This is a genomic window from Leptolyngbya sp. UWPOB_LEPTO1 (genome assembly GCF_017302695.1).
Lineage (GTDB): Bacteria > Cyanobacteriota > Cyanobacteriia > Leptolyngbyales > Leptolyngbyaceae > Leptolyngbya > Leptolyngbya boryana.
Map to the genome: position 1 here is coordinate 112,317 of NZ_JAFLCJ010000012.1, position 19,017 is coordinate 131,333.

At 47.8% G+C, this 19,017-nt stretch carries 22 protein-coding genes; 4 read left to right on the forward strand and 18 right to left on the reverse strand.

Translation table 11 applies throughout. From position 1 onward, the window contains the following. Window positions 1–18: 18 nt before the first annotated feature. On the forward strand, window positions 19–885 hold the full coding sequence (locus J0L70_RS18595) for an FTR1 family iron permease (RefSeq protein WP_287455515.1): 867 nt from the start codon (window positions 19–21) through the stop codon (window positions 883–885). On the opposite strand, the gene J0L70_RS18600 is transcribed toward J0L70_RS18595, so the two are convergent. The 12 genes from J0L70_RS18600 to J0L70_RS18655 form a co-directional block, all read right to left on the reverse strand. After that, window positions 845–1,714, reverse strand: coding sequence for a lipid kinase (locus J0L70_RS18600; RefSeq protein ID WP_017288131.1), 870 nt, complete (start codon window positions 1,712–1,714; stop codon window positions 845–847). The two genes, J0L70_RS18595 and J0L70_RS18600, sit on opposite strands and share 41 nt — an antisense overlap. Before the next feature lie 235 nt (window positions 1,715–1,949). After that, entirely contained in the window at window positions 1,950–2,216 is a 267-nt protein-coding gene (gene psaK / locus J0L70_RS18605) for a photosystem I reaction center subunit PsaK (protein ID WP_026148626.1), read from the reverse strand. 107 nt (window positions 2,217–2,323) lie between these two features. Continuing rightward, the gene (locus J0L70_RS18610) at window positions 2,324–3,694 is read right to left on the reverse strand and encodes an AtzE family amidohydrolase (RefSeq protein WP_287455516.1); all 1,371 of its coding nucleotides are present in this window, start codon (window positions 3,692–3,694) and stop codon (window positions 2,324–2,326) included. Next, entirely contained in the window at window positions 3,691–3,870 is a 180-nt protein-coding gene (locus tag J0L70_RS18615) for a DUF4089 domain-containing protein (protein WP_190652308.1), read from the reverse strand. Before J0L70_RS18615 ends, J0L70_RS18610 begins: the two co-directional genes overlap by 4 nt. Continuing rightward, window positions 3,867–4,253, reverse strand: a complete 387-nt coding sequence (locus J0L70_RS18620) for an allophanate hydrolase-related protein (RefSeq protein WP_190652309.1) — start codon at window positions 4,251–4,253, stop codon at window positions 3,867–3,869. The genes J0L70_RS18615 and J0L70_RS18620 overlap by 4 nt, the downstream gene beginning before the upstream one ends. Window positions 4,254–4,268: 15 nt before the next feature. Beyond that, on the reverse strand, window positions 4,269–4,712 hold the full coding sequence (aroQ, locus tag J0L70_RS18625) for a type II 3-dehydroquinate dehydratase (RefSeq protein ID WP_190652310.1): 444 nt from the start codon (window positions 4,710–4,712) through the stop codon (window positions 4,269–4,271). A 27-nt stretch (window positions 4,713–4,739) separates the two neighbouring features. Beyond that, window positions 4,740–4,877: a hypothetical protein gene (locus tag J0L70_RS18630; protein ID WP_017288125.1), complete on the reverse strand. Its 138-nt coding sequence runs from the start codon at window positions 4,875–4,877 to the stop codon at window positions 4,740–4,742. Between the two features lie 163 nt (window positions 4,878–5,040). Beyond that, window positions 5,041–6,288 (reverse strand): competence/damage-inducible protein A, encoded by a 1,248-nt coding sequence (locus J0L70_RS18635; RefSeq protein WP_287455517.1) that lies wholly within the window; start codon window positions 6,286–6,288, stop codon window positions 5,041–5,043. Further along, window positions 6,285–7,325 (reverse strand): glycosyltransferase family 4 protein, encoded by a 1,041-nt coding sequence (locus tag J0L70_RS18640; RefSeq protein ID WP_017288123.1) that lies wholly within the window; start codon window positions 7,323–7,325, stop codon window positions 6,285–6,287. Before J0L70_RS18640 ends, J0L70_RS18635 begins: the two co-directional genes overlap by 4 nt. Before the next feature lie 334 nt (window positions 7,326–7,659). Then, entirely contained in the window at window positions 7,660–8,937 is a 1,278-nt protein-coding gene (gene glyA, locus J0L70_RS18645; protein ID WP_197693267.1) for a serine hydroxymethyltransferase, read from the reverse strand. A 13-nt stretch (window positions 8,938–8,950) separates the two neighbouring features. Then, window positions 8,951–9,079, reverse strand: coding sequence for a hypothetical protein (locus J0L70_RS18650; protein ID WP_263970826.1), 129 nt, complete (start codon window positions 9,077–9,079; stop codon window positions 8,951–8,953). A gap of 59 nt (window positions 9,080–9,138) precedes the next feature. After that, window positions 9,139–10,005, reverse strand: coding sequence for an Rpn family recombination-promoting nuclease/putative transposase (locus J0L70_RS18655; protein ID WP_287455518.1), 867 nt, complete (start codon window positions 10,003–10,005; stop codon window positions 9,139–9,141). Between the two features lie 139 nt (window positions 10,006–10,144). Here J0L70_RS18655 and glmU point away from each other — a divergent pair, with 139 nt between their 5' ends. Then, window positions 10,145–11,500: a bifunctional UDP-N-acetylglucosamine diphosphorylase/glucosamine-1-phosphate N-acetyltransferase GlmU gene (gene glmU / locus J0L70_RS18660; protein ID WP_287455519.1), complete on the forward strand. Its 1,356-nt coding sequence runs from the start codon at window positions 10,145–10,147 to the stop codon at window positions 11,498–11,500. Window positions 11,501–11,594: 94 nt separating this feature from the next. Here glmU and J0L70_RS18665 read toward each other — a convergent pair whose 3' ends face one another. Beyond that, a complete protein-coding gene (locus J0L70_RS18665; RefSeq protein ID WP_268184590.1) occupies window positions 11,595–12,767 on the reverse strand; it encodes a ferrochelatase in 1,173 nt (390 codons plus the stop codon). A gap of 110 nt (window positions 12,768–12,877) precedes the next feature. On the opposite strand from J0L70_RS18665, the gene J0L70_RS18670 reads away from it, so the two are divergent. Next, window positions 12,878–13,393, forward strand: a complete 516-nt coding sequence (locus J0L70_RS18670; protein ID WP_268184589.1) for a hypothetical protein — start codon at window positions 12,878–12,880, stop codon at window positions 13,391–13,393. A gap of 283 nt (window positions 13,394–13,676) precedes the next feature. Next, window positions 13,677–15,515, forward strand: coding sequence for a biosynthetic-type acetolactate synthase large subunit (ilvB, locus tag J0L70_RS18675; protein ID WP_017288117.1), 1,839 nt, complete (start codon window positions 13,677–13,679; stop codon window positions 15,513–15,515). A gap of 57 nt (window positions 15,516–15,572) precedes the next feature. Here ilvB and J0L70_RS18680 read toward each other — a convergent pair whose 3' ends face one another. The 5 genes from J0L70_RS18680 to J0L70_RS18700 all read right to left on the reverse strand — a co-directional run bounded on the left by J0L70_RS18680 (window position 15,573) and on the right by J0L70_RS18700 (window position 18,944). Further along, entirely contained in the window at window positions 15,573–16,058 is a 486-nt protein-coding gene (locus J0L70_RS18680; protein WP_287455520.1) for a PIN domain-containing protein, read from the reverse strand. Next, complete coding sequence (locus J0L70_RS18685) at window positions 16,059–16,295, reverse strand: UPF0175 family protein (RefSeq protein ID WP_287455521.1); 237 nt, start codon at window positions 16,293–16,295, stop codon at window positions 16,059–16,061. It abuts the gene before it with no gap. Window positions 16,296–16,363: 68 nt separating this feature from the next. Then, window positions 16,364–17,134 carry an HAD family hydrolase gene (locus tag J0L70_RS18690; protein WP_287455522.1) on the reverse strand — a complete coding sequence of 257 codons (771 nt, stop codon included), beginning with the start codon at window positions 17,132–17,134 and terminating at the stop codon, window positions 16,364–16,366. 29 nt (window positions 17,135–17,163) lie between these two features. Then, entirely contained in the window at window positions 17,164–17,856 is a 693-nt protein-coding gene (locus J0L70_RS18695; RefSeq protein ID WP_197693268.1) for a DUF502 domain-containing protein, read from the reverse strand. A 227-nt stretch (window positions 17,857–18,083) separates the two neighbouring features. Further along, window positions 18,084–18,944 carry a glycosyltransferase family 2 protein gene (locus J0L70_RS18700; protein ID WP_017288111.1) on the reverse strand — a complete coding sequence of 287 codons (861 nt, stop codon included), beginning with the start codon at window positions 18,942–18,944 and terminating at the stop codon, window positions 18,084–18,086. Window positions 18,945–19,017 lie beyond the last annotated feature (73 nt).

The window sequence follows — 19,017 nt, forward strand, 5'->3', positions numbered from 1 at the left end:
TTCTTCAGGTTTGAATGTATGCTTTCGACGTTTGTGATTACCCTGCGAGAAGGTGTAGAAGCTGCTCTCGTGGTCGGAATTGTGTTGGCGTATCTGAACAAAGCGAATCGCTCGTATCTGAATCCTTGGGTTTACGCTGGCATTGCAGCAGGAATTCTCGCAAGCGTTGCAATTGGAACCATATTTATTGGAACGTTATCGAGTTTAGACACGACTAATCAACTGTATTTAAAACCATTGCTCGAAGCGATATTTGGACTGATCGCGATCGCGCTTTTAAGTTGGATGCTGATCTGGATGACCCGACAAGCAAAATCCTTAAAAGGTGAAGTCGAACACGAACTTGATCGCGCCATTCAAACCAATGCCGCTTGGGGCATTTTTGGCATTATCTTTTTTGCAGTTCTGCGAGAAGGCTTTGAAACTGTTGTGTTTATCGCTGCCCAATTTCAGCAAGGTGGCTCACCTGTGATTGGTGCAATGGGTGGACTCTGTGGGGCGACGATCATCGGGATTTTATTGTTCAAACTCGGCATTAAAATCAATCTCAAGCAGTTCTTCCAAGTCATGGGAATCTTTTTACTCTTGATTGTTTCGGGCTTAGTGATTGGAGTACTCGCACATCTGAATAAAAGCTTAGTACTCAATCCAAACTTCCCCTGTACTCAGGATTCTTGCATTTTAGGCGGCTTGATTTGGGATACTTCGCAAGTCCTACCTCAAAAACAATTTCCGGGCGTGATTTTGCATACCTTGTTTGGTTATGTCGATCGCTTTTACTGGGCAGAAGCGATCGCATACTTCACCTTTTTGGCGACAGTTGGAACCCTCTACCTCAGAAGCCTTACGGAACCAAAACAGGCAGTGCCTTTGGAATCACCTTAAAGTGAGCAGGCGTTGAAGTTGTAATTTCGCCATCTGTATTGATCGATTTTGGGGTGGGACAGTACACAAAGAACTCCTCTCCTGCCCAAGTCTGTACCCAAGGCGATCGCGTTTGTGTTCCTCGTCTCAATGCAGGCAAGACAGCTAGCATTTGCCACCAATGATCAATCTCAAGGCTATACAAATCTAGGCGACCATCAGTAATGGCAGCATCTTCTGCGACAGTCATTCCCCCGCCATAGTAACGCCCATTCCCGACAGCAATTTGAATGGTTTTCACTTTCTGAGACTGACCATTGATGACAATTTCCGCTTTAAATCTCCGCGATTTCCAAAGCACTTTCAACGCGGTCGCTGCATAAGCCAGCACACCCCAGCGCCGTTTGACTGATTTCGTCAAACCGCGCGTAATCTGCACACTCAATCCCAAACTTGCCACATTGAAAAAATAGTGACCATTTACCCAACCTAGATCGATATGCTCCACTTTCCGACCTGCAACGACCTGACACGCTTCCGCTAAAGTGGACGGAATGCCCAAAGTTCGAGCCAAATCATTTGCAGTTCCAAGCGGCAAAATTCCCAGTGGGAGTTGCGTTTCCACAATACCCGGTACGGCTGCATTCAACGTTCCGTCTCCTCCACCCACAATCACTAAATCAACCTGATCGCGATGGTCTCGAATCACTTGTGGCAATAAGCTAGGACGATCAATCGGCGCTTCGATCAGTTCAAAGCCAACCGATTGCAATTGAGCGATCGCTGCTTCGAGTTGTTGCTGACCTTTGCGAGCGTTGCGATTAACCAGAAGTAGCGCACGATGAGCCATGATAAACGTCAAGGTAAGGGAACGGATGCCGCAATCTTAGCGGATGGCAGGTATTCTCGCATGTGTCTATGGCGGTGAAGTATTGAAACTGGAGTGGGGAGTGGGGAGTAGGGAGTGTTGACAAGTAGTTCTTCCGTCTCTGCATCTCAACCTAAAAATAACTTCCTCACCCATCGCTTTGAGTCAACTCTTTTTGAGTCACAACGATCGGTGAGGAAGCTTGTCATCTTCTCGCTTACAGCACGCCTGCGTTGCTCAGTCCGAGAATTACACCAGCACCTAGAACATGTCCAAAGCTCATCGTTCCTAACAGTTCAGGAACTCCGAATCCTTCAAACAATGCAGGAGTGCTAACGGGAAGTTTCGCGCCAACTCCGCGATTTTTGATCGCAAAACGTCCGATCGCAACTGAAAACAAACAGCACAGCGTCATGGTGATTCCGACACCCGGTGACCATTCGATCGTCCGAGGTGCAGCCGTAAGAAGTAATGAGTAAAGCAAAGTTTTTCTCCTATGTCTTGCTAAATTGACACATTCACCAAGATCATAGATACCCGGTTGTGGATTTCTCTGGTCGCTTTTGTTGAAAGAGTTAACACATGAAAAAGTTAACTCAGTGAGACAACACCCTTCGCTTCCAATTCTGCTGCAACCCGCAACACTAAGGCTTCCTGATAAGGAGCAGCGATAATTTGCACTCCTAACGGCAATCCTTCTCGTTTCACTGGAACCGAAATAATCGGTAATCCAATGAATGAAAGCGGTTGTGTAAAAATGCCAATATTCGGGCGCACGAGCATCTCTTGCCCATCTAAAACCATCGTTTGCTGTCCAATCCGAGGCGCGACACAAGGAGTCGCTGGAGCCAAAATAATATCGACTGACTGAAAAACTTTGCGGACTTGATCGCGAAACCACTGCCGAAATCGCTGCGCTTGCAAGTACCATTGTGCTGGCATCAATGCTCCCGCCAACAAGCGATCGCGCACAGCCGGATCAAAATCCTGGGGACGAGTGCATAGATGCTCAAAATGCAAATTCGCTCCCTCTACCCCCGTCATCACAAATGCGGCTGCCCTTGCCCGATGCGCCTCTGGCAAAACCACACGCTCAGTCACCCCCAACGCTTCTGCCACTTTCTGAACCGCTTCAAAGACTTCTGGCTCAGCACCTTTGGCAAAGTAACCATCCGCGATCGCAATTCTCAATCCTTCACTGCCTTTTGCCAGTTCGGGTAAACAAAGTTCGGGCGGTCTTTGGGTACACACTGGATCGCTCGGATCGTACCCCTGCATCAGGTCAAACAGGAGTGCAATGTCACGAGTCGATCTCGCAAACGGACCGAGATGATCCAAACTGCCCACAAACGGATAGGTACGCGATCGCGGTAGTCTCCCATAGGTTGGCTTGAGTCCAAAAATCCCGCAGAACGAGGAAGGAACGCGAATCGAGCCATTCGTATCAGACCCTAAGCTAAACGGGACAAGCCCTGCTGCTACGGCTGCCGCTGAGCCGCCGGATGACCCTCCTGCGACTCGCTCTAGATCATGCGGATTACGGGTAACTCCATAGTGTGCATTCTCAGTCGTGAACCCGTAAGCAAACTCATCCATTGTGAGCGCGCCGACTAAAATTGCACCCGCCTGCTTCAATCGAGCCACTAGCGTTGCATCTTCTGTCGCGGGTGGATTGTCAGCATTGATTTTAGAACCTGCTAACGTTGGAATTCCTGCGACATCGAAGAGGTCTTTCACGGCAAAAGGAACCCCCGCTAAGGCTCCAACTTCTTCTCCTGCCGCAATTTTTTGATCGATACGATCGGCATCTGCGATCGCTGACTCTGCCAAAACCGTTGTAAAGCAGTTGTAAGTTTGATTCTCCTCGGCAATTCGAGCCAGCGCCGCTGCTGTCACAGATTTTGCGGTGACTTCGCGGTTTGCAACAGCAGTCGCAATTTGAGTCGCATCAGGAATCGTCATGGTTCAAACACCGGGGCAATTTCAATCTCTTCGGGAAGCGGAAACTCTAACACCAATTTCGCAACAGTCTGAATTCGCTGAAAGTTGGCAACGACACTCTCTCGATACTCGTCCGGAATCGGCATCGCAACCACTTCAGACATCACCTCGACAAATTTCTCCGGGTCATTCGTCATTTTTTTGCCTCGGTATAAGCTCGCCACCCGCCGTATTCAGTAATCTCGACCTGCCCTTCACACAGAAAAGGCTCGCCCAATACGCCTAATACTTCTTCGCCATCAATCAGCCGAACTTTCCCGATCGACAATCCAGGCGGTTCCTGCATCAATAGGGTTGCTAATCCACTGGCTGGAACTTCCCACACTTCGACTGCCACTGCAACGCCATTTTCTTTGACTTTCAACATTGCCGGATGACGATCGCCAATTGACCAAATTCGATAGGCTGGCTCAGTCTGCGTCTCTCGCAGAAATTTCGCCTCAATGGCTAATAAGTTTTGATTGAGTTCAAGCCCGCGCATCAATGTACCATTGACCGCTAAGCGCACCGCACTATTCATTGAAACTGATAGAGACTACATATTCTGTCTTAAGTAGTGTACAAGTGCTTGCAATCCTAAACGGTAGCTCTCGGCTCCAAATCCACAAATTTGTCCGATCGCGACTGGAGCAATATAAGAATGATGTCTAAATTCTTCGCGCTTATGAATATTGCTGAGATGCACTTCAACCGCTGGCAGATTCACACCCGCGATCGCATCTCGGATGGCAACACTCGTATGCGTATATGCACCTGGATTAATTAAAATTCCAGCATGACGACCCATCGCATCGTGGATAAGATCAACAAGCGCGCCTTCGTGATTCGATTGCGCTGTGGCAATTTCAAACCCGAGCGACTGAGCTTCCTTTTCTAAAGCCTGATTAATTTCGTCCAGCGTAACAACCCCGTAAACTCCAGGTTCTCTTTTACCCAGGAGATTCAGGTTTGGTCCGTGGAGAACCAAAATGCTGTCCAACTCACTTGCCTCGTAAGTAGCGTCAAACTAGCGATGACGAGGACGGTCGTGAACGGGGATTGGGATCAACTCTGCCTCAGGTTCTTCTTCAGGACCTAAGAGGGTTTCGATCAAGCGACGTGCCCATTCTTTAAGCTTTTCTAATACCTTTTCAACGTAATCCATCAGTCAGACGGCTCCTTTGATAGGGTCTAAATTTTGCTCAATCAGCGATTGAAGCGTAACCTAATTTTATCAGGCGGATTTTGGAAAACCAATGATCCCGGAGTAGGAAGATCGGCTATTTAAACATCATACCGAAAGATAGATTAAACGCAAGTTATAAAACTTAAGACTTGTTTAACAACCGCCGCCGGAGTTGATCCAAGGCGCTGCAAGCACTGACTTGACGAACCCATTCTCGACCGCGATCGCCAAATTGATACGGTTGGCTTGTCGCGCCTTCAGCATTTGCTAAGCCAATATAAACCAGTCCCACGGGCTTCGCGTCCGTACCCCCCTCTGGTCCTGCGACACCTGTGATACTCACGCCCCAAGTTGTATTCAGTTGAGTACGCACTCCCATCGCCATCTGTTCGGCAACAATTGCGCTCACGGCTCCTTGCTCGGCGATCGCACTTGGATCAACGCCTAACATTTTTTCTTTAACTGAATTGTCATAAGAGATAATTCCGCCCCAAAAGTAGGCTGAGCTTCCTGAAGCACGAGTCAGCATTTGTCCTAACCCGCCACCTGTACAAGATTCAGCAACGCTCAGGGTTTCATGACGCGATTTCAGCAAGTCACCGACTACAGAAGCTAACGTATCTTGATCCGCGCCATATTGATCAATGCCTGAAATCTCGCTCAATTGCTGTTCGATCGGCGTAATTAACGCTTGGGCTGCTTCTGCTGAAGCTGCCTTCGCTGAAATTCTTAATTTCACTTCTCCATAGTTGGCATACGGCGCAACAGTGGGATTTTGCAAATCAAAAAATGGTGCAACTTTTTCAGCCAGTGCAGATTCTGAAATGCCCCAAAATCTCAGCGTTCGACTCACGATGATGTCTTTTCCCCAGCCTTGCGATTTGAGATAAGGTACAGCGACTTCACGCCACATATACTTCATCTCAGTCGGAACCCCTGGAAACGTCAGAATGGTCAGATTAGCGCGCGGCTGCCAAATCATACCAGGCGCACTGCCGATCGCGTTGTACAAGATGTCTGCACCTTCCGGAATCAAGGCTTGCTTGCGGTTGTTATCGGTCATCATCCGACCGCGTTGAGCAAATTTCTGCTGAATGTCTTCGATGATTTCTGGCTTTTCAATCAGAGGCGTTTGGAAAAAATCTGCGATCGTTTCGGTCGTCAAGTCGTCTGGAGTCGGTCCTAATCCGCCTGTGAAAACGATCAAATTTGCGCGATCGCTGGCAATTGTGATCGCCTGTTTCAACCGCTCAGGATTATCTCCCACCACAGTTTGAAAGTAATGGGGAATGCCTAATTCCGCAAACTGCTGCGCTAAAAACTGAGCATTCGAATTCAGAATATCGCCGAGCAAGATCTCTGTGCCGACGCTAATAATTTCTGCGTTCATCGTGCGGTGCGCCAAACTTGCCAACTCGTTACGCTTAAGATCACTGTCGCCGCGATCGCATATCCCACTCCGCTTGGCATTCCTGATACTGCCATCGCCAAACTCCCTGCCCAAAGCGTCAGCGAGTAGATAAACAAAACCGCCAACCGTTGCGAGAGTCCTGCTTTAAGAAGGCGGTGATGTAAATGTCGCTTATCCGCCACAAACGGAGATTTTCCGCGCCGTAAGCGATCGAGAATCACAGCAGACATATCCAAAATCGGAACCGCCAAAATTACGTAAGGCAACAAGACTGCGACAGTCGTGACACTTTTCACAAGACCAATCACACTCACAGCAGCGAGAGTAAACCCGATAAAATACGCCCCACCGTCACCCATAAAAATCTGAGCCGGGTTGAAGTTGTAGCGTAAAAATCCAAACGCTGCTCCTGCCAAAGCCGCTGCAAATAATGCGGCATGAGGCTGTCCCATAAACAGACAAGTCCAAAACATCACAAAAGCTGCGATGCCTGACACTCCGGCTGCTAAGCCATCTAACCCATCAATCCAGTTAATTGCATTTGCCATTCCCACCAACCAGACCACGGTAATGGCAAGACTTGCCCATTCTGGCAATGCCGACAATCCTAATCCGGCAAGCGGGTTCGTCAAGAAATCAATCTGAACACCGGATTGCCAAACCAGCCCGGACACGACCACTTGCAGGATTAATCGGGTTTTCGGTGAGAGGTTAAACAAGTCATCAGCCAGCCCGATCAAAAAGAAGGCGATTCCACCGATCGCGACTCCTAAGACCTCTGACTCTTTTCCAGGCCTGAGGAAATCAAATCCTCCCATTCCCCAAGCGACCAACATCGCCATCACGACCCCAATAAACATGGCAACGCCACCCAGTCGCACCATGGGACGTTGATGAACTTTGCGATGGTTGGGCTGATCGACCAAGCCAATTCGCCTGCCATAGCGGTTGATGATGGGGGTTGTCACGATAACAACGAGGAAAGAAATCAGGAATGCGGCAAAAAACGACGGCATTAGAAATCGTAGGTAGGAAGAACAGAAGCTTCAGGGAGAGTGTACTACGGATTCGCGAATCCTTCGCAAAGAATTATGAACCACGGTTGACTATTTAATTCATAAATTTATTTTGATATTTATCATCTATCGCAAGATTTGTTCACTCAAACACAACGAAAGGCATCCCCTTCAGGATGCCTTTGTCACGATTATTCGGCGCACTCGACTCGAATCAGGAAGGATTGGAAGCAATCCTGTGAGGAGGTAGGGAGATAGGGAGAACTCAGATACAGATTACTCCCTATCCCGCTATCCAATTGATGGTAGTGAACTACGACTCCCTATCATTTCCCTAGACCAGCGCTGGAACTTGAGCCGCAAGATGCGGATAAAGCGGGAAGCGTTCGCATAATGCAGCCACTCGACGACGGCAATCTTGAGCGACGGTGTCGTCTTCTGGGCTGAGTAAGCGATCGGCAATAATATTTGCGATCTCGGTGAATTCTGCTGTTCCCATACCGCGGGTCGTCATGGCAGGCGATCCCAGTCTTAGACCACTGGTGACAAACGGCGATTCCGGGTCAAACGGAACCGTATTTTTGTTTGCCGTGATGTTGACACCGCTGACGAGTTGATCGGCAATCTTTCCGGTCATTTTGATCGATCGTAAGTCTACCAACATTAGATGATTGTCAGTTCCGTCTGAAACGATCTTGAAGCCGCGATTTTGCAACTGAGATGCCATTGCTGCGGCATTCTCAATCACCTGACCCGAATAGGTTTTGAATTCGGGCTTCAATGCTTCCCCAAACGCTGCAGCTTTTCCAGCGATCACATGCTCCAAAGGTCCGCCTTGAGTTCCAGGGAAGACAGCTTTATCGAGTTGTTTACCCAATTCAGCATCGCGAGTCATGATCAGACCGCCTCTCGGCCCACGTAGCGTTTTGTGAGTTGTTGTCGTTACAACATCACAGAACGGAATCGGGTTGGGATGATGTCCAGTGGCGACTAATCCAGCAATGTGAGCAATGTCAGCGAGTAAGTATGCGCCGATTTCATCTGCGATCGCTCTAAATTTTTCAAAGTCAATCACACGCGGATAAGCCGAATAGCCGCAAATCAGCAATTTCGGACGATGCTGAAGGGCTAAATCGCGAATTTGGTCATAATCCAATTGCTCAGTCGCTTGACTCACGCCATAGTGCTGAACGTTGAACCATTTTCCTGAGACGTTGACGGGCGATCCGTGGGTCAAGTGTCCGCCGTGGGACAAGTCCATGCCCATGATCGTGTCACCCGGTTTGAGCAGCGTGAGGAAAACAGCGAAGTTTGCCTGTGCCCCAGAGTGAGGTTGAACGTTGGCGTGAGCCGCTCCGAAGAGTTCTTTCGCGCGATCAATCGCGAGTTGTTCGACGCGATCGACAAATTCGCAGCCACCGTAGTACCGCTTATTGGGCAAGCCTTCTGCATATTTATTGGTCAAAACTGAACCTTGAGCTTCCATCACCGCTGGCGATGTGAAGTTTTCGCTGGCGATCAGTTCGAGGTGATCGCGTTGGCGTTGGAGTTCTTGTTGAAGCATTTCGGCGAGTGCGGGGTCACTCTTAGCGAGAAAGTCTGATTGAGTCACAGTGCTAATTCCTTTAATTCGTCGATTCGGAAGTCGTCCTTCGAGTCGCGCGATTGAGCAGTGAAACGAGACGCGAATCAAGGGGTAAAACAATCTGAGACGGCTCAATCACGAATCGGGCGCTTCCAAGATTTCCGATCATAACGCTCTTCGATCGAGACTTTCGTGCAATCCCTAAATTTTTGTATGAACTTTGAGAAACTAACAAATTTGTTCTAACCAGGCTGTCAAGTCGCGCATTGTTGTGAAGTTGAGTAGAGCGATCGCCAAGGATTCCAATTGGTCAAGAGTCAAGGTGGAAATTTGAGCGATCGTTTCTTCTGAAAGCGACCCAAGTTTCTGATTCAGTTGAAGTAAGACAAGCGATCGACACTCATACTCTCTACCTTCTTCTCTGCCTTCTTCTCTACCTTCTTCTTTTGCCTCTTGATAAACCCGTGTCTGTTGAAGTGAAGTTCCTAGCATCTGTTCAATCTCCTGCCGACCTAGGTCTGTGAATTTGTAAACGAGAATTGTAGTGATCATCTCTATGATGTCACGTCTTTTTTGTGTTGAAAATTCGGACTGCTGCACTCGATCGAGCAAGCCACGAGCAGATTCAAAGGAGCGATTTTCAGCGATCGTCGTGAGCACCATCAGTGCAATTCCCAACGGCAACTGTTCTATCTCGCCTAATTCACTCAAGTAAATTCGACAAATCCGATGCCCTCCTAATAGATCCTCAAACGGAAGAGTATCTGATTGCTCAGTGGTGCGTGAAGGATAAATTACGACTCCTCGCCAATCTGAGAACTTCGTCCGATTTCGGTAGAAGTAAAAAGACGACTCACTAAATAACCTTTCATACAGCAGTTCATCTTTTTGAAATTGCACTTCGCAGAAATAGACAATTCCAGCAGCCTCAGAATCAGGCGGCAGAAATACGCCATCGATCTCAAATTTTGGCTCTTTGACTGCAACCGAGTCGAATCGATAAGCTTCTGCATTCAGGGGTGGGGAGTCTAGAAGCTCGAACAGAAGCGAGGGAGATTGCCGAAACAGCGCATAAAAGATCGAATCGCGACGCATAGAAAACGAGGGAGAACTGAAGCAATTGTACTATTATGTCCGATTAAAAATTAAAACTTCCCGGTGAAGATTCATTAGAAGATGAAGGAATAACCGACTCACGGTATACTCCCTCTCGTATTGAGCAAGTAGAAAACGTATGGTAGCGGTGGCAATTCTGGCAGCAGGTCGCGGAACACGGATGAAATCGGATTTACCCAAGGTGTTGCATCAGTTGGGAAGTCGATCGCTCGTTGAACGAGTTTTGGGCAGCACAACTGCGATCGCGCCTTCTCGTCGATTAGTGATTGTTGGCTATCAGGCAGATTCAGTTCGAGAAGCATTAGCAGATTATCCAGACGAGATCGAGTTTGTTGACCAAACCGAACAGTTAGGAACAGGTCACGCAATTCAACAATTGATTCCATCTCTAGAAAACTTTGACGATGATCTCATCGTTTTAAATGGCGATCTCCCACTTTTACGCCCCGAAACGCTTTCTCTGCTTCTTGAAACCCATCGCGCAAAAGGTAATCCAGCAACCTTACTTGCAGCCCATGTTCCTGATCCGACTGGATATGGACGAGTCTTCTGTGACGAGAATCAGATTTTGACCGAAATTGTCGAGGATCGAGACTGTACCCCCGAGCAGCGATTAAACGATCGCATGAATGCAGGCGCATATTGTTTTCGCTGGAAAGATCTGGTTCAGGTTTTGCCCAAGCTGAACTCTAATAATGAGCAGAAAGAGTATTACATCACAGATGCGATTAACTTCTTTGATGCAGTGACTGTGGTTGATGTCCCGGATTATCAAGAGGTTTTGGGGATTAACGATCGCGCTCAACTGGCTGATGCTTATGCGATTTTGCAGAAACGAATTCGCGATCGCTGGATGCGAGAAGGCGTGACCATCATTGACCCCAATAGCGTCACGATCGACGATACGGTCGAACTTGAAGCCAATGTGACGATCGAGCCACAAACCCATTTACGCGGCAAGACAACAATCAGGACTGGAAGCCGCATCGGACCTGGGAGCTTAATCGAAGACAGCCAAATTGGAGAGAACGTAACGGTTCTGTTTTCAGTCGTAGCGGGCAGTGTGATTCATGACAATGCCCAGATTGGACCTTATTCGCATTTGAGAGCGCCAGTTGAGATCGGACAGGGTTGCCGAGTCGGAAATTTCGTGGAATTGAAAAATACGAAATTGGGTGAGAAAACGAATGCAGCGCATTTGTCGTATTTGGGCAATGCCACGATCGGCAATCGCGTCAATATTGGAGCCGGAACGATTACCGTCAATTATGACGGCGTGAAGAAATATCCGACCACGATCGGCGATCGTACCAAAATCGGCTCAAATAATTGTTTGGTCGCGCCAATTACGATCGGGGAAGATGTCACAACCGCAGCAGGTTCGACGATCACCGAAGATTTGCCGAATGATTGTTTAGCGATCGCGCGTGCCCGCCAAGTCGTTAAACCCGGTTGGAAACGCAAGGATCAATAAATCGCTCTGGTTCTAATTCAGAAATCCCGCTCAATCCTCCAAATTTGGGGAGATTGAGCGGGATTTCATCTATCAAAACAATGCTAACCCGTGATTAATGGTGATGAGCATGCTCGTGATCGTGCGCGTGATCATGGTCATGATCGTGCCCATGATGGTGATGATGATGTACCTCACCGTGGACTGGAGTCACCGCTAACGCCTCTTCCGTCAACAGCGAATCAATCTGTGGATTCGCCCAATCTGCCACCATCTTCAAGAAGTCTGCGTCGTCATTCACACAAGGCATCCGCACGTATTTCACATCAGAATATTTGCGATGCAACTTCTCAATGATGTGTTCAACATCTAACAGCGTTTCATGATTTTCAGTCGCAAATCCGATCGGCATAAACACGATCGCTTTCGCGCCCAATTCGATCAAATTCTTTGCGGCTAAATCCGCATTCGGTTGCGTCCATTCAATCAAGGGAGTTTGATGGTTCAACCAACCGACCGAGATCAAAGGATACTTGTCAATTAAGCGATCGCGAACCTTATCATAAAGCGCCTGACTCTCGGTAATCCCAGAGGTAAAGCCTTTCGCTTTATGAGGACAGCCATGATTCATCAGCACAATCCCAATTTGAGACGGGAGATAGTGCTCCGCTAAATCTGATTGAATCTGCTTCTCAACCATCCGCGCCATCAGATTGAGATATTCCGGACGATCGAAGAAAGAAGGAATATACCGCGTTCCCTTCAGCCAATGTTCTCCCTCGTCTGCCGAATTCGCCAAAGCCTTATTGACTTGCTCCACTGCAATTCCACTCGTGAAAATCGAATCCACAACGAGCAAAGGATAAATCAAGATCTTTGAAAACCCCTGCGCTTTGATTTCGGCAAGCACTTGCTCTGGAAGAAAAGGCTTACAGAAGTTGAACGCTTTAAAGACTTGAATGCGATCGCCCCATTTCTCTTGCAGAATTTCTTCTACCCCGGCGCGTTGCCGCTCAAAAATCGCATTGTGTGGAGAAATAAAGTTGCCATGCTGATGACCCCACTCATGCAGATCAAACACCGCTAAAAGTTTTGCCAAAGGGGGATAGACCCAAGTTGGAACGGGTGCAAATTTAGCAGTCAGCAGATTCAAGGCTTGTTCATTATAATTTGCAAAATCTTCGTAACTTTCGACTTCGCCATATCCCATCAATAAAACCGCAACTCGTTCTGAGCCTGAAGATGCGAGATGATGAGAATGTTCGAGCTTGTCTGGAGTTGCAACCACTATTAAAGCTCCTTGCCTAAAGAATGTATCGAGTAGGTTTAGGCATTAGGCTAACATCCCCTACTGGGGGATGGTGCTATCCCTCGGTAGATTGTGATGAAACTTCAGCAATGCAGATTTTTATTTGTCCGGGCATACATTCGCCAACATTAACGACGCAATTTGTTACAGCGTTAGGACTGTTGCAACAGGAAGTTTTAATCTTTCCAGCAGATCAGCCCGTTTACTCTCCGCAGCATGTACTTGACTTCTTTGAACCGCAAGCCCCCGTTGTGATGATTGCTTTTAGTGCAGGAGTTGTAGGCGCGATCGCTGCCACTCGAACTTGGTATGATCGCAATATTCCAATTTCTGCACTGATCGCGATCGATGGCTGGGGAGTTCCATTATTTGGAGATTTTCCAATCTACCGGGTGAGCCACGATCAATTCACACATTGGAGTTCAAAGCTGCTTGGGGGCGGAGAAAGCTTTTATGCTGATCCAGCCGTTGACCATCTGACCATGTGGCACTCTCCACATCTGGTTCGTGGCTACGTTGACTTTTCAAATCGAACCCCAAATCGTGTCACGACGGCTGCAACCTTTATCCTTGAGAAAGCAGGTATCACTCAGTTTCAGTCTTAAGGTTGGTTTTAGAAGTTTTGTCTATTTCGATGCCGAATCCGATTGGCCCGCGATCGACAATAGATTCAAACCAAAAATTCGGTATTGTCAGGCTTTTCTGACCGCTTTTTCTCGCTCAGATTGCTCAAACTCCCCAGTCATCGGGCATTTTGAAAATATCTTGAGTCAATTCTCTCGACACAAATAGGGATCAGTTTTACACTATATTCTTATTGCTTGCATCCTACGATACAAATTTCTTCCAATTTATCCAAATCGCGTAATACTTGACGAGGTTCCCCCAGTGCAATTGCAGCAACGATCGGCAGTCCAACGGGTGACGGGTGCTTTTGCTTTAATCGATAGTCTCAGTCGCCACGGTGTTAAACATATTTTTGGCTACCCAGGCGGAGCAATTCTCCCGATCTACGATGAGCTTTACCGTGCCGAAAAAGCCGGAATTCTACAGCATATTCTTGTGCGCCACGAACAAGGTGCAGCACATGCCGCAGATGGCTATGCCCGTGCTACGGGTCAAGTCGGTGTGTGTTTCGCAACCTCAGGTCCCGGAGCGACGAACCTCGTCACCGGAATCGCTACGGCTCACATGGATTCGATTCCGATGGTTATCGTTACCGGTCAGGTGCCTCGACCTGCGATCGGCAGTGATGCTTTCCAGGAAACAGATATCTACGGCATTACTTTACCGATCGTCAAGCATTCCTATGTGGTGCGTGACCCTCGCGACATGGCGCGCATTGTGGCAGAAGCCTTCTTTATCGCTAGCACGGGCAGACCTGGTCCTGTGTTGATCGACGTGCCCAAAGATGTCGGCGTTGAGCAATTTGAGTATGAGCCAATCGATCCCGGCTCCGTTCGCTTGACGGGATATCGCCCGACGACGAAGGGCAATCCGCGCCAAATTGGACAAGCTTTGAAATTGATTCGTCAGGCTCAGAAACCTCTGCTCTATGTGGGTGGTGGCGCGATCGCAGCAGGCGCACATGCAGAAGTAAAAGAACTGGCTGAACGCTTCAAACTGCCCGTGACGACAACTTTGATGGGCATTGGCGCATTTGATGAGCATCATCCGCTTTCGGTCGGCATGTTGGGGATGCATGGCACAGCTTATGCAAACTTTGCGGTCACGGAATGCGATTTGCTAATTGCAGTTGGAGCAAGATTTGACGATCGTGTGACCGGAAAACTCGACGAATTTGCGTCTCGTGCAAAAGTCATTCACATTGATATCGATCCGGCAGAGGTCGGTAAAGTTCGCTTGCCCGATGTGCCAATCGTGGGCGATGTGAAGCAAGTTCTCACCGACTTGTTAGAACGCAGCGCAGACGAGAATGATCCGGCGAATCCAAATCAGACAGAAGCATGGCTCGCGAGAATCGATCGTTGGCGTGAAGATTATCCGCTCGTGGTTCCCGAATATCCAGGTGTTCTCTCTCCCCAAGAAGTCATTGCAGAAGTCGGACGACAAGCACCTCATGCTTTCTACACGACAGATGTCGGACAGCACCAGATGTGGGCAGCACAGTTCTTGAAAAATGGACCACGTCGTTGGATTTCCAGTGCAGGGCTTGGCACGATGGGCTTTGGTATGCCTGCGGCAATGGGTGCGAAAGTGGCAGTTCCCGATGAAGAAGTGATCTGTATCAGTGGCGATGCCAGTATTCAGATGAACATTCAAGAATTAGGAACTCTGGCACAGTACGGCATCAATGTGAAGACCGTGATTGTCAACAACGGTTGGCAAGGGATGGTGCGCCAGTGGCAAGAAGCCTTCTACGATGAGCGCTACTCGAATTCCAACATGCAGGTGGGAACGCCGGATTTTGTCAAATTGGCAGAGGCGTTTGGCATTAAAGGCATGATTGTCGAAACGCGCGAAGAGTTGAAGAGTGCGATCGCTGAAATGATCGCTCATCCAGGCCCCGTTCTGATGGATGTCCGCGTCAAGAAGAATGAGAACTGTTATCCGATGGTTCCATCCGGTAAGAGCAATGCTCAAATGATCGGACTCCCTGAGCGGAAATTGCTAGAACGGGCGGCGGAAACCGTTCAATGTGCAAGTTGTGGCACTGAAAATCTTCCGACGAATAAGTTCTGTCCAAATTGCGGCGCGAAAATTTAGCGCGATCGTCTAAACCTTCTAGAAGTCCAGCTTGTCAAATAGGCTGGGCTTCTTGTTTTATTCGCCTGATTCTTGAAGTATGCGATCGTACAGTGATTGACTAATCCGAAATCCTGCTTGCTCGATTAGCCGATCAAGAATAGGCTGAACCGCAGGAACAAGTCCTTTTGTTTTTGCATTGACCAAGACGCCAACAATACCGCGAATTTTGAGTCCGTATTCGCTCGCGATCCTTCTCCCTAGTTTCTCATCAATCAAAAGGCGATCAGCATTCAGTTCGATCGCTAGAGCAATTGCAGCAGCTTCACCTGGATCGAGGGACTGACTGAGGGCTTGAAGAAGCTGTAAATCAGTTGGAACCTGAACCTCTAGCCAACCTGATGCAATTTGATTAGAAATGATGGGCTGAATCTCAGGGAGCCGCATTAATTCAGCTTCAACAATTGAAGGAATTAGAATCTTTGGATAAACAGATTGTAGAAGAGAAAGCTCACCAATAATTGCTAGATTACTCAGTGGCGACGTATTACTCACGATGAGCATTTACCAGCCTTCCTGTCGCAAGCTGATGAGATCTTGTTCTAGATCTTCAACATCGTAGTGAATGCAAATTCCACGAGTGGCAATCAGGCGTTGAAACTCGGTTTGATTTAATCCAGCCAGGTGGCTTGCACTGCCGAGAGTGATTCGTTCCTGTTGAAAAAGTGCGATCGCTAATTCAATCCGAAGATCTGCTTCGCTCATCTGGATAGCATCAGGCACATCGATCGTAATTTGCATAAAGTCGATTCCTATTCGCTTAGTTACATCTTTACTCAAGAACTCAAAAGTGAGTGATTTTTCCAACACTACAGCCAGTTAGAAAAATCTTGCCCAAATTGGTTTAGCGAAATTAGATGAACTCGATCGCTATTCTGCGCCTCTTCTCGCTCCGATCGCGTGTTATATCCCCAATCTGCTAGAAATAATTCGACCTCTTGCAACGATTCCTGCTGCTCAACTGCCTGTAAGGTTTTCAATCGATCCTCAACAAACCAGATCGCACCCTGATAAACCTGTTGGAGTTCTTTCAAAACCTGTGGTTTCGGTCGCTTCGATTCTTTGCCGTACACTTGCGAATCTGCTAACTCAATCCCTTCCTGTTTCAGAAGCTGCTTGATAAATCGTCCTTCTTTTGTACTGATGATGAAAAAATCAGTTGAGCTATTCAAAATTGTATTCAGTCGATCGATCACGCCCGGATAAAATTCATGCTCTGCCAGCCAGTTGTCTAAATCGGTTGCAATTTTGCGATCGCGAATTCCATCGACCGCTGCACTGATCTCTAACGGTTTTAACTGCTCTTTCTCAATCGTCTGAGTCGCGATCGTCAGCCAATTCTGCAAAATCTCTTCTTCTTGCACACCGACTACCAGTGATCGGATCAAAATAGGCATTTCCCAGCCCGTCTCAATCACCGGACGCAATCGATAAAAAGCAGGTGCGATCTGCTCATTCGGCGTCGTATCCGTCTGCCAAATTTGCGCGTAAGCCTGCCAAGAGGTCTGGAAATATTCTTTCAGACCATCACAAATTACACCATCAAAATCTAACGCCAACACACTAGGGGAACCCGGCATACAACCTCCTCAAATTCCCCTCAAGCGTACTACTCGTCCGCCGTTGCTTCAACTAAAGGAGGTTTCGTAGTTGTCGAAGTCGTAATCACATTCATTGAGTCTGGGCTGACAATCCCACCTGAGATAATTACCTTGAACGCATCTTCGATCGGCAGCGACAAATTAATCACCGAATTCTCAGGCACAACGGCATACCAGCCCGTGGTCGGATTGGGAGTCGTGGGAATAAAGACGCTCAGCATATCCGTCTTGAAATGCGATTGCACTTCGGCTCCGATCGCACCCGTGACAAATCCTAGTGACCAAACTCCCTCACGCGGATATTCCACCAACACAACGCGGCGAAACTTTCCACTCGAATCGCGTAATACCGTTTCGAGCAATTGTTTCAGCGTTTTATAAATCGCACCCGCTAGCGGAATTGCCTGCAAAACTTGCTCACCGACATCCAAGAGCCAACGCCCCGCGATATTCCGTGCCATCAAACCGATAAACAGAATACTGAACAGAGGAACCGCTAGCCCTACGATAAAATTGAGCAGATTCACTAAGAGCGGATGTAAGCCGTCAAAAGGATTCAATTGTTTCGGAACGCGCGTCAGGAAATTGATCACCCAATTCGCGATCGTATACGTCAGCCAAATCGTCGTTGCCAACGGAATTACAACCAGTAATCCGGCGATCAGGTCGTTTTTTAGATCTTGCTTAAGACGATGGATCACAGATATCTCCTTCATCTAACGGCAGCTATGCCATTCAGTGTAGACGTTACCTTAGAAGTAGATTTCGATTCTTGAATCGCAATTAGGAACGCTCCTCAAAAAATCTTGCAATCAGCATCTACTCTGTTTATTAATATTGTAAAGAAAGGTTGAGAATTTGAGGAATTTCTAAGCTTTCTTATTTAATCATTGATCCCCGCTCGACATATCCGAACACGATCTGTATATTATTTAACATTTTCTAGGATCGGTGTGACGAGTTTGGGAGAGTCTACAGGCTGATGCTGGAGTTCCCAAACCTTCAGCGTAATTAAATATTCGTAAAACGCTTGCAGCATACACCAGGTAAATCCTGGATAGCCGTCAAACATCCCACCTAAGAGCAGATACATATAGAAAAATCGAATCAACGGTCGAAAAGGCAGTCGCAGCGACAGATCCTTTAATGCCCGTCGCCGTTCGACTTCAGATTTGCCAAAAAATAGCGCGCTCCAATTTAAGCCTCCGGTTTCAAGTTGATGGATCGTTTCGATCGCTTCATTTGTCGAATAGCGATTATGTTTATCAATCCAGCGGCTGAAGCCTTTACCAGAGGTGTAATGCGGATAAGTTTCTTTGAGAAATCCAGTGGTTCCGTCTACGACTTCGCGTTCAGTATGTCCGTAATCGGTAAACCAAACTTTTTCTTTCTGAAAGAGTCTCAACTGATATCTCGGATATTGCGTGCTGCGGCGAATCCATTTGCCCATAAACATCACGCGCTCTGCCACGTAATAGCCGATATGCTCGGCTGTTTGAATTGTGTCGAGGCATTCTTGAAACAGTTCCGGCGTCATCCGCTCATCGGCTTCGAGGATGTATACCCATTCGTGTTTCACAGGGACAGATTGCAGCATCCAGGTGCGCTGTTTGCCGTGACTTTCAAACGGATGTTGAATCACGCGAACGGGATAAGAATTTGCGATCGCGATCGTTTGATCATCGCTACAAGAATCGACAACGATTACATCATCTGACAACAACGCTGACTCGATACATGCAGCGATTTCGACTTCTTCGTTGTGCGTCAGGATGAAAATAGAAAACATAACCGTAAAAAAAAGGCAAAGGGGATCACCTTCTAGTTCTCCCCATTTGCCTTTTTAATCTTGCAAGCAGCCT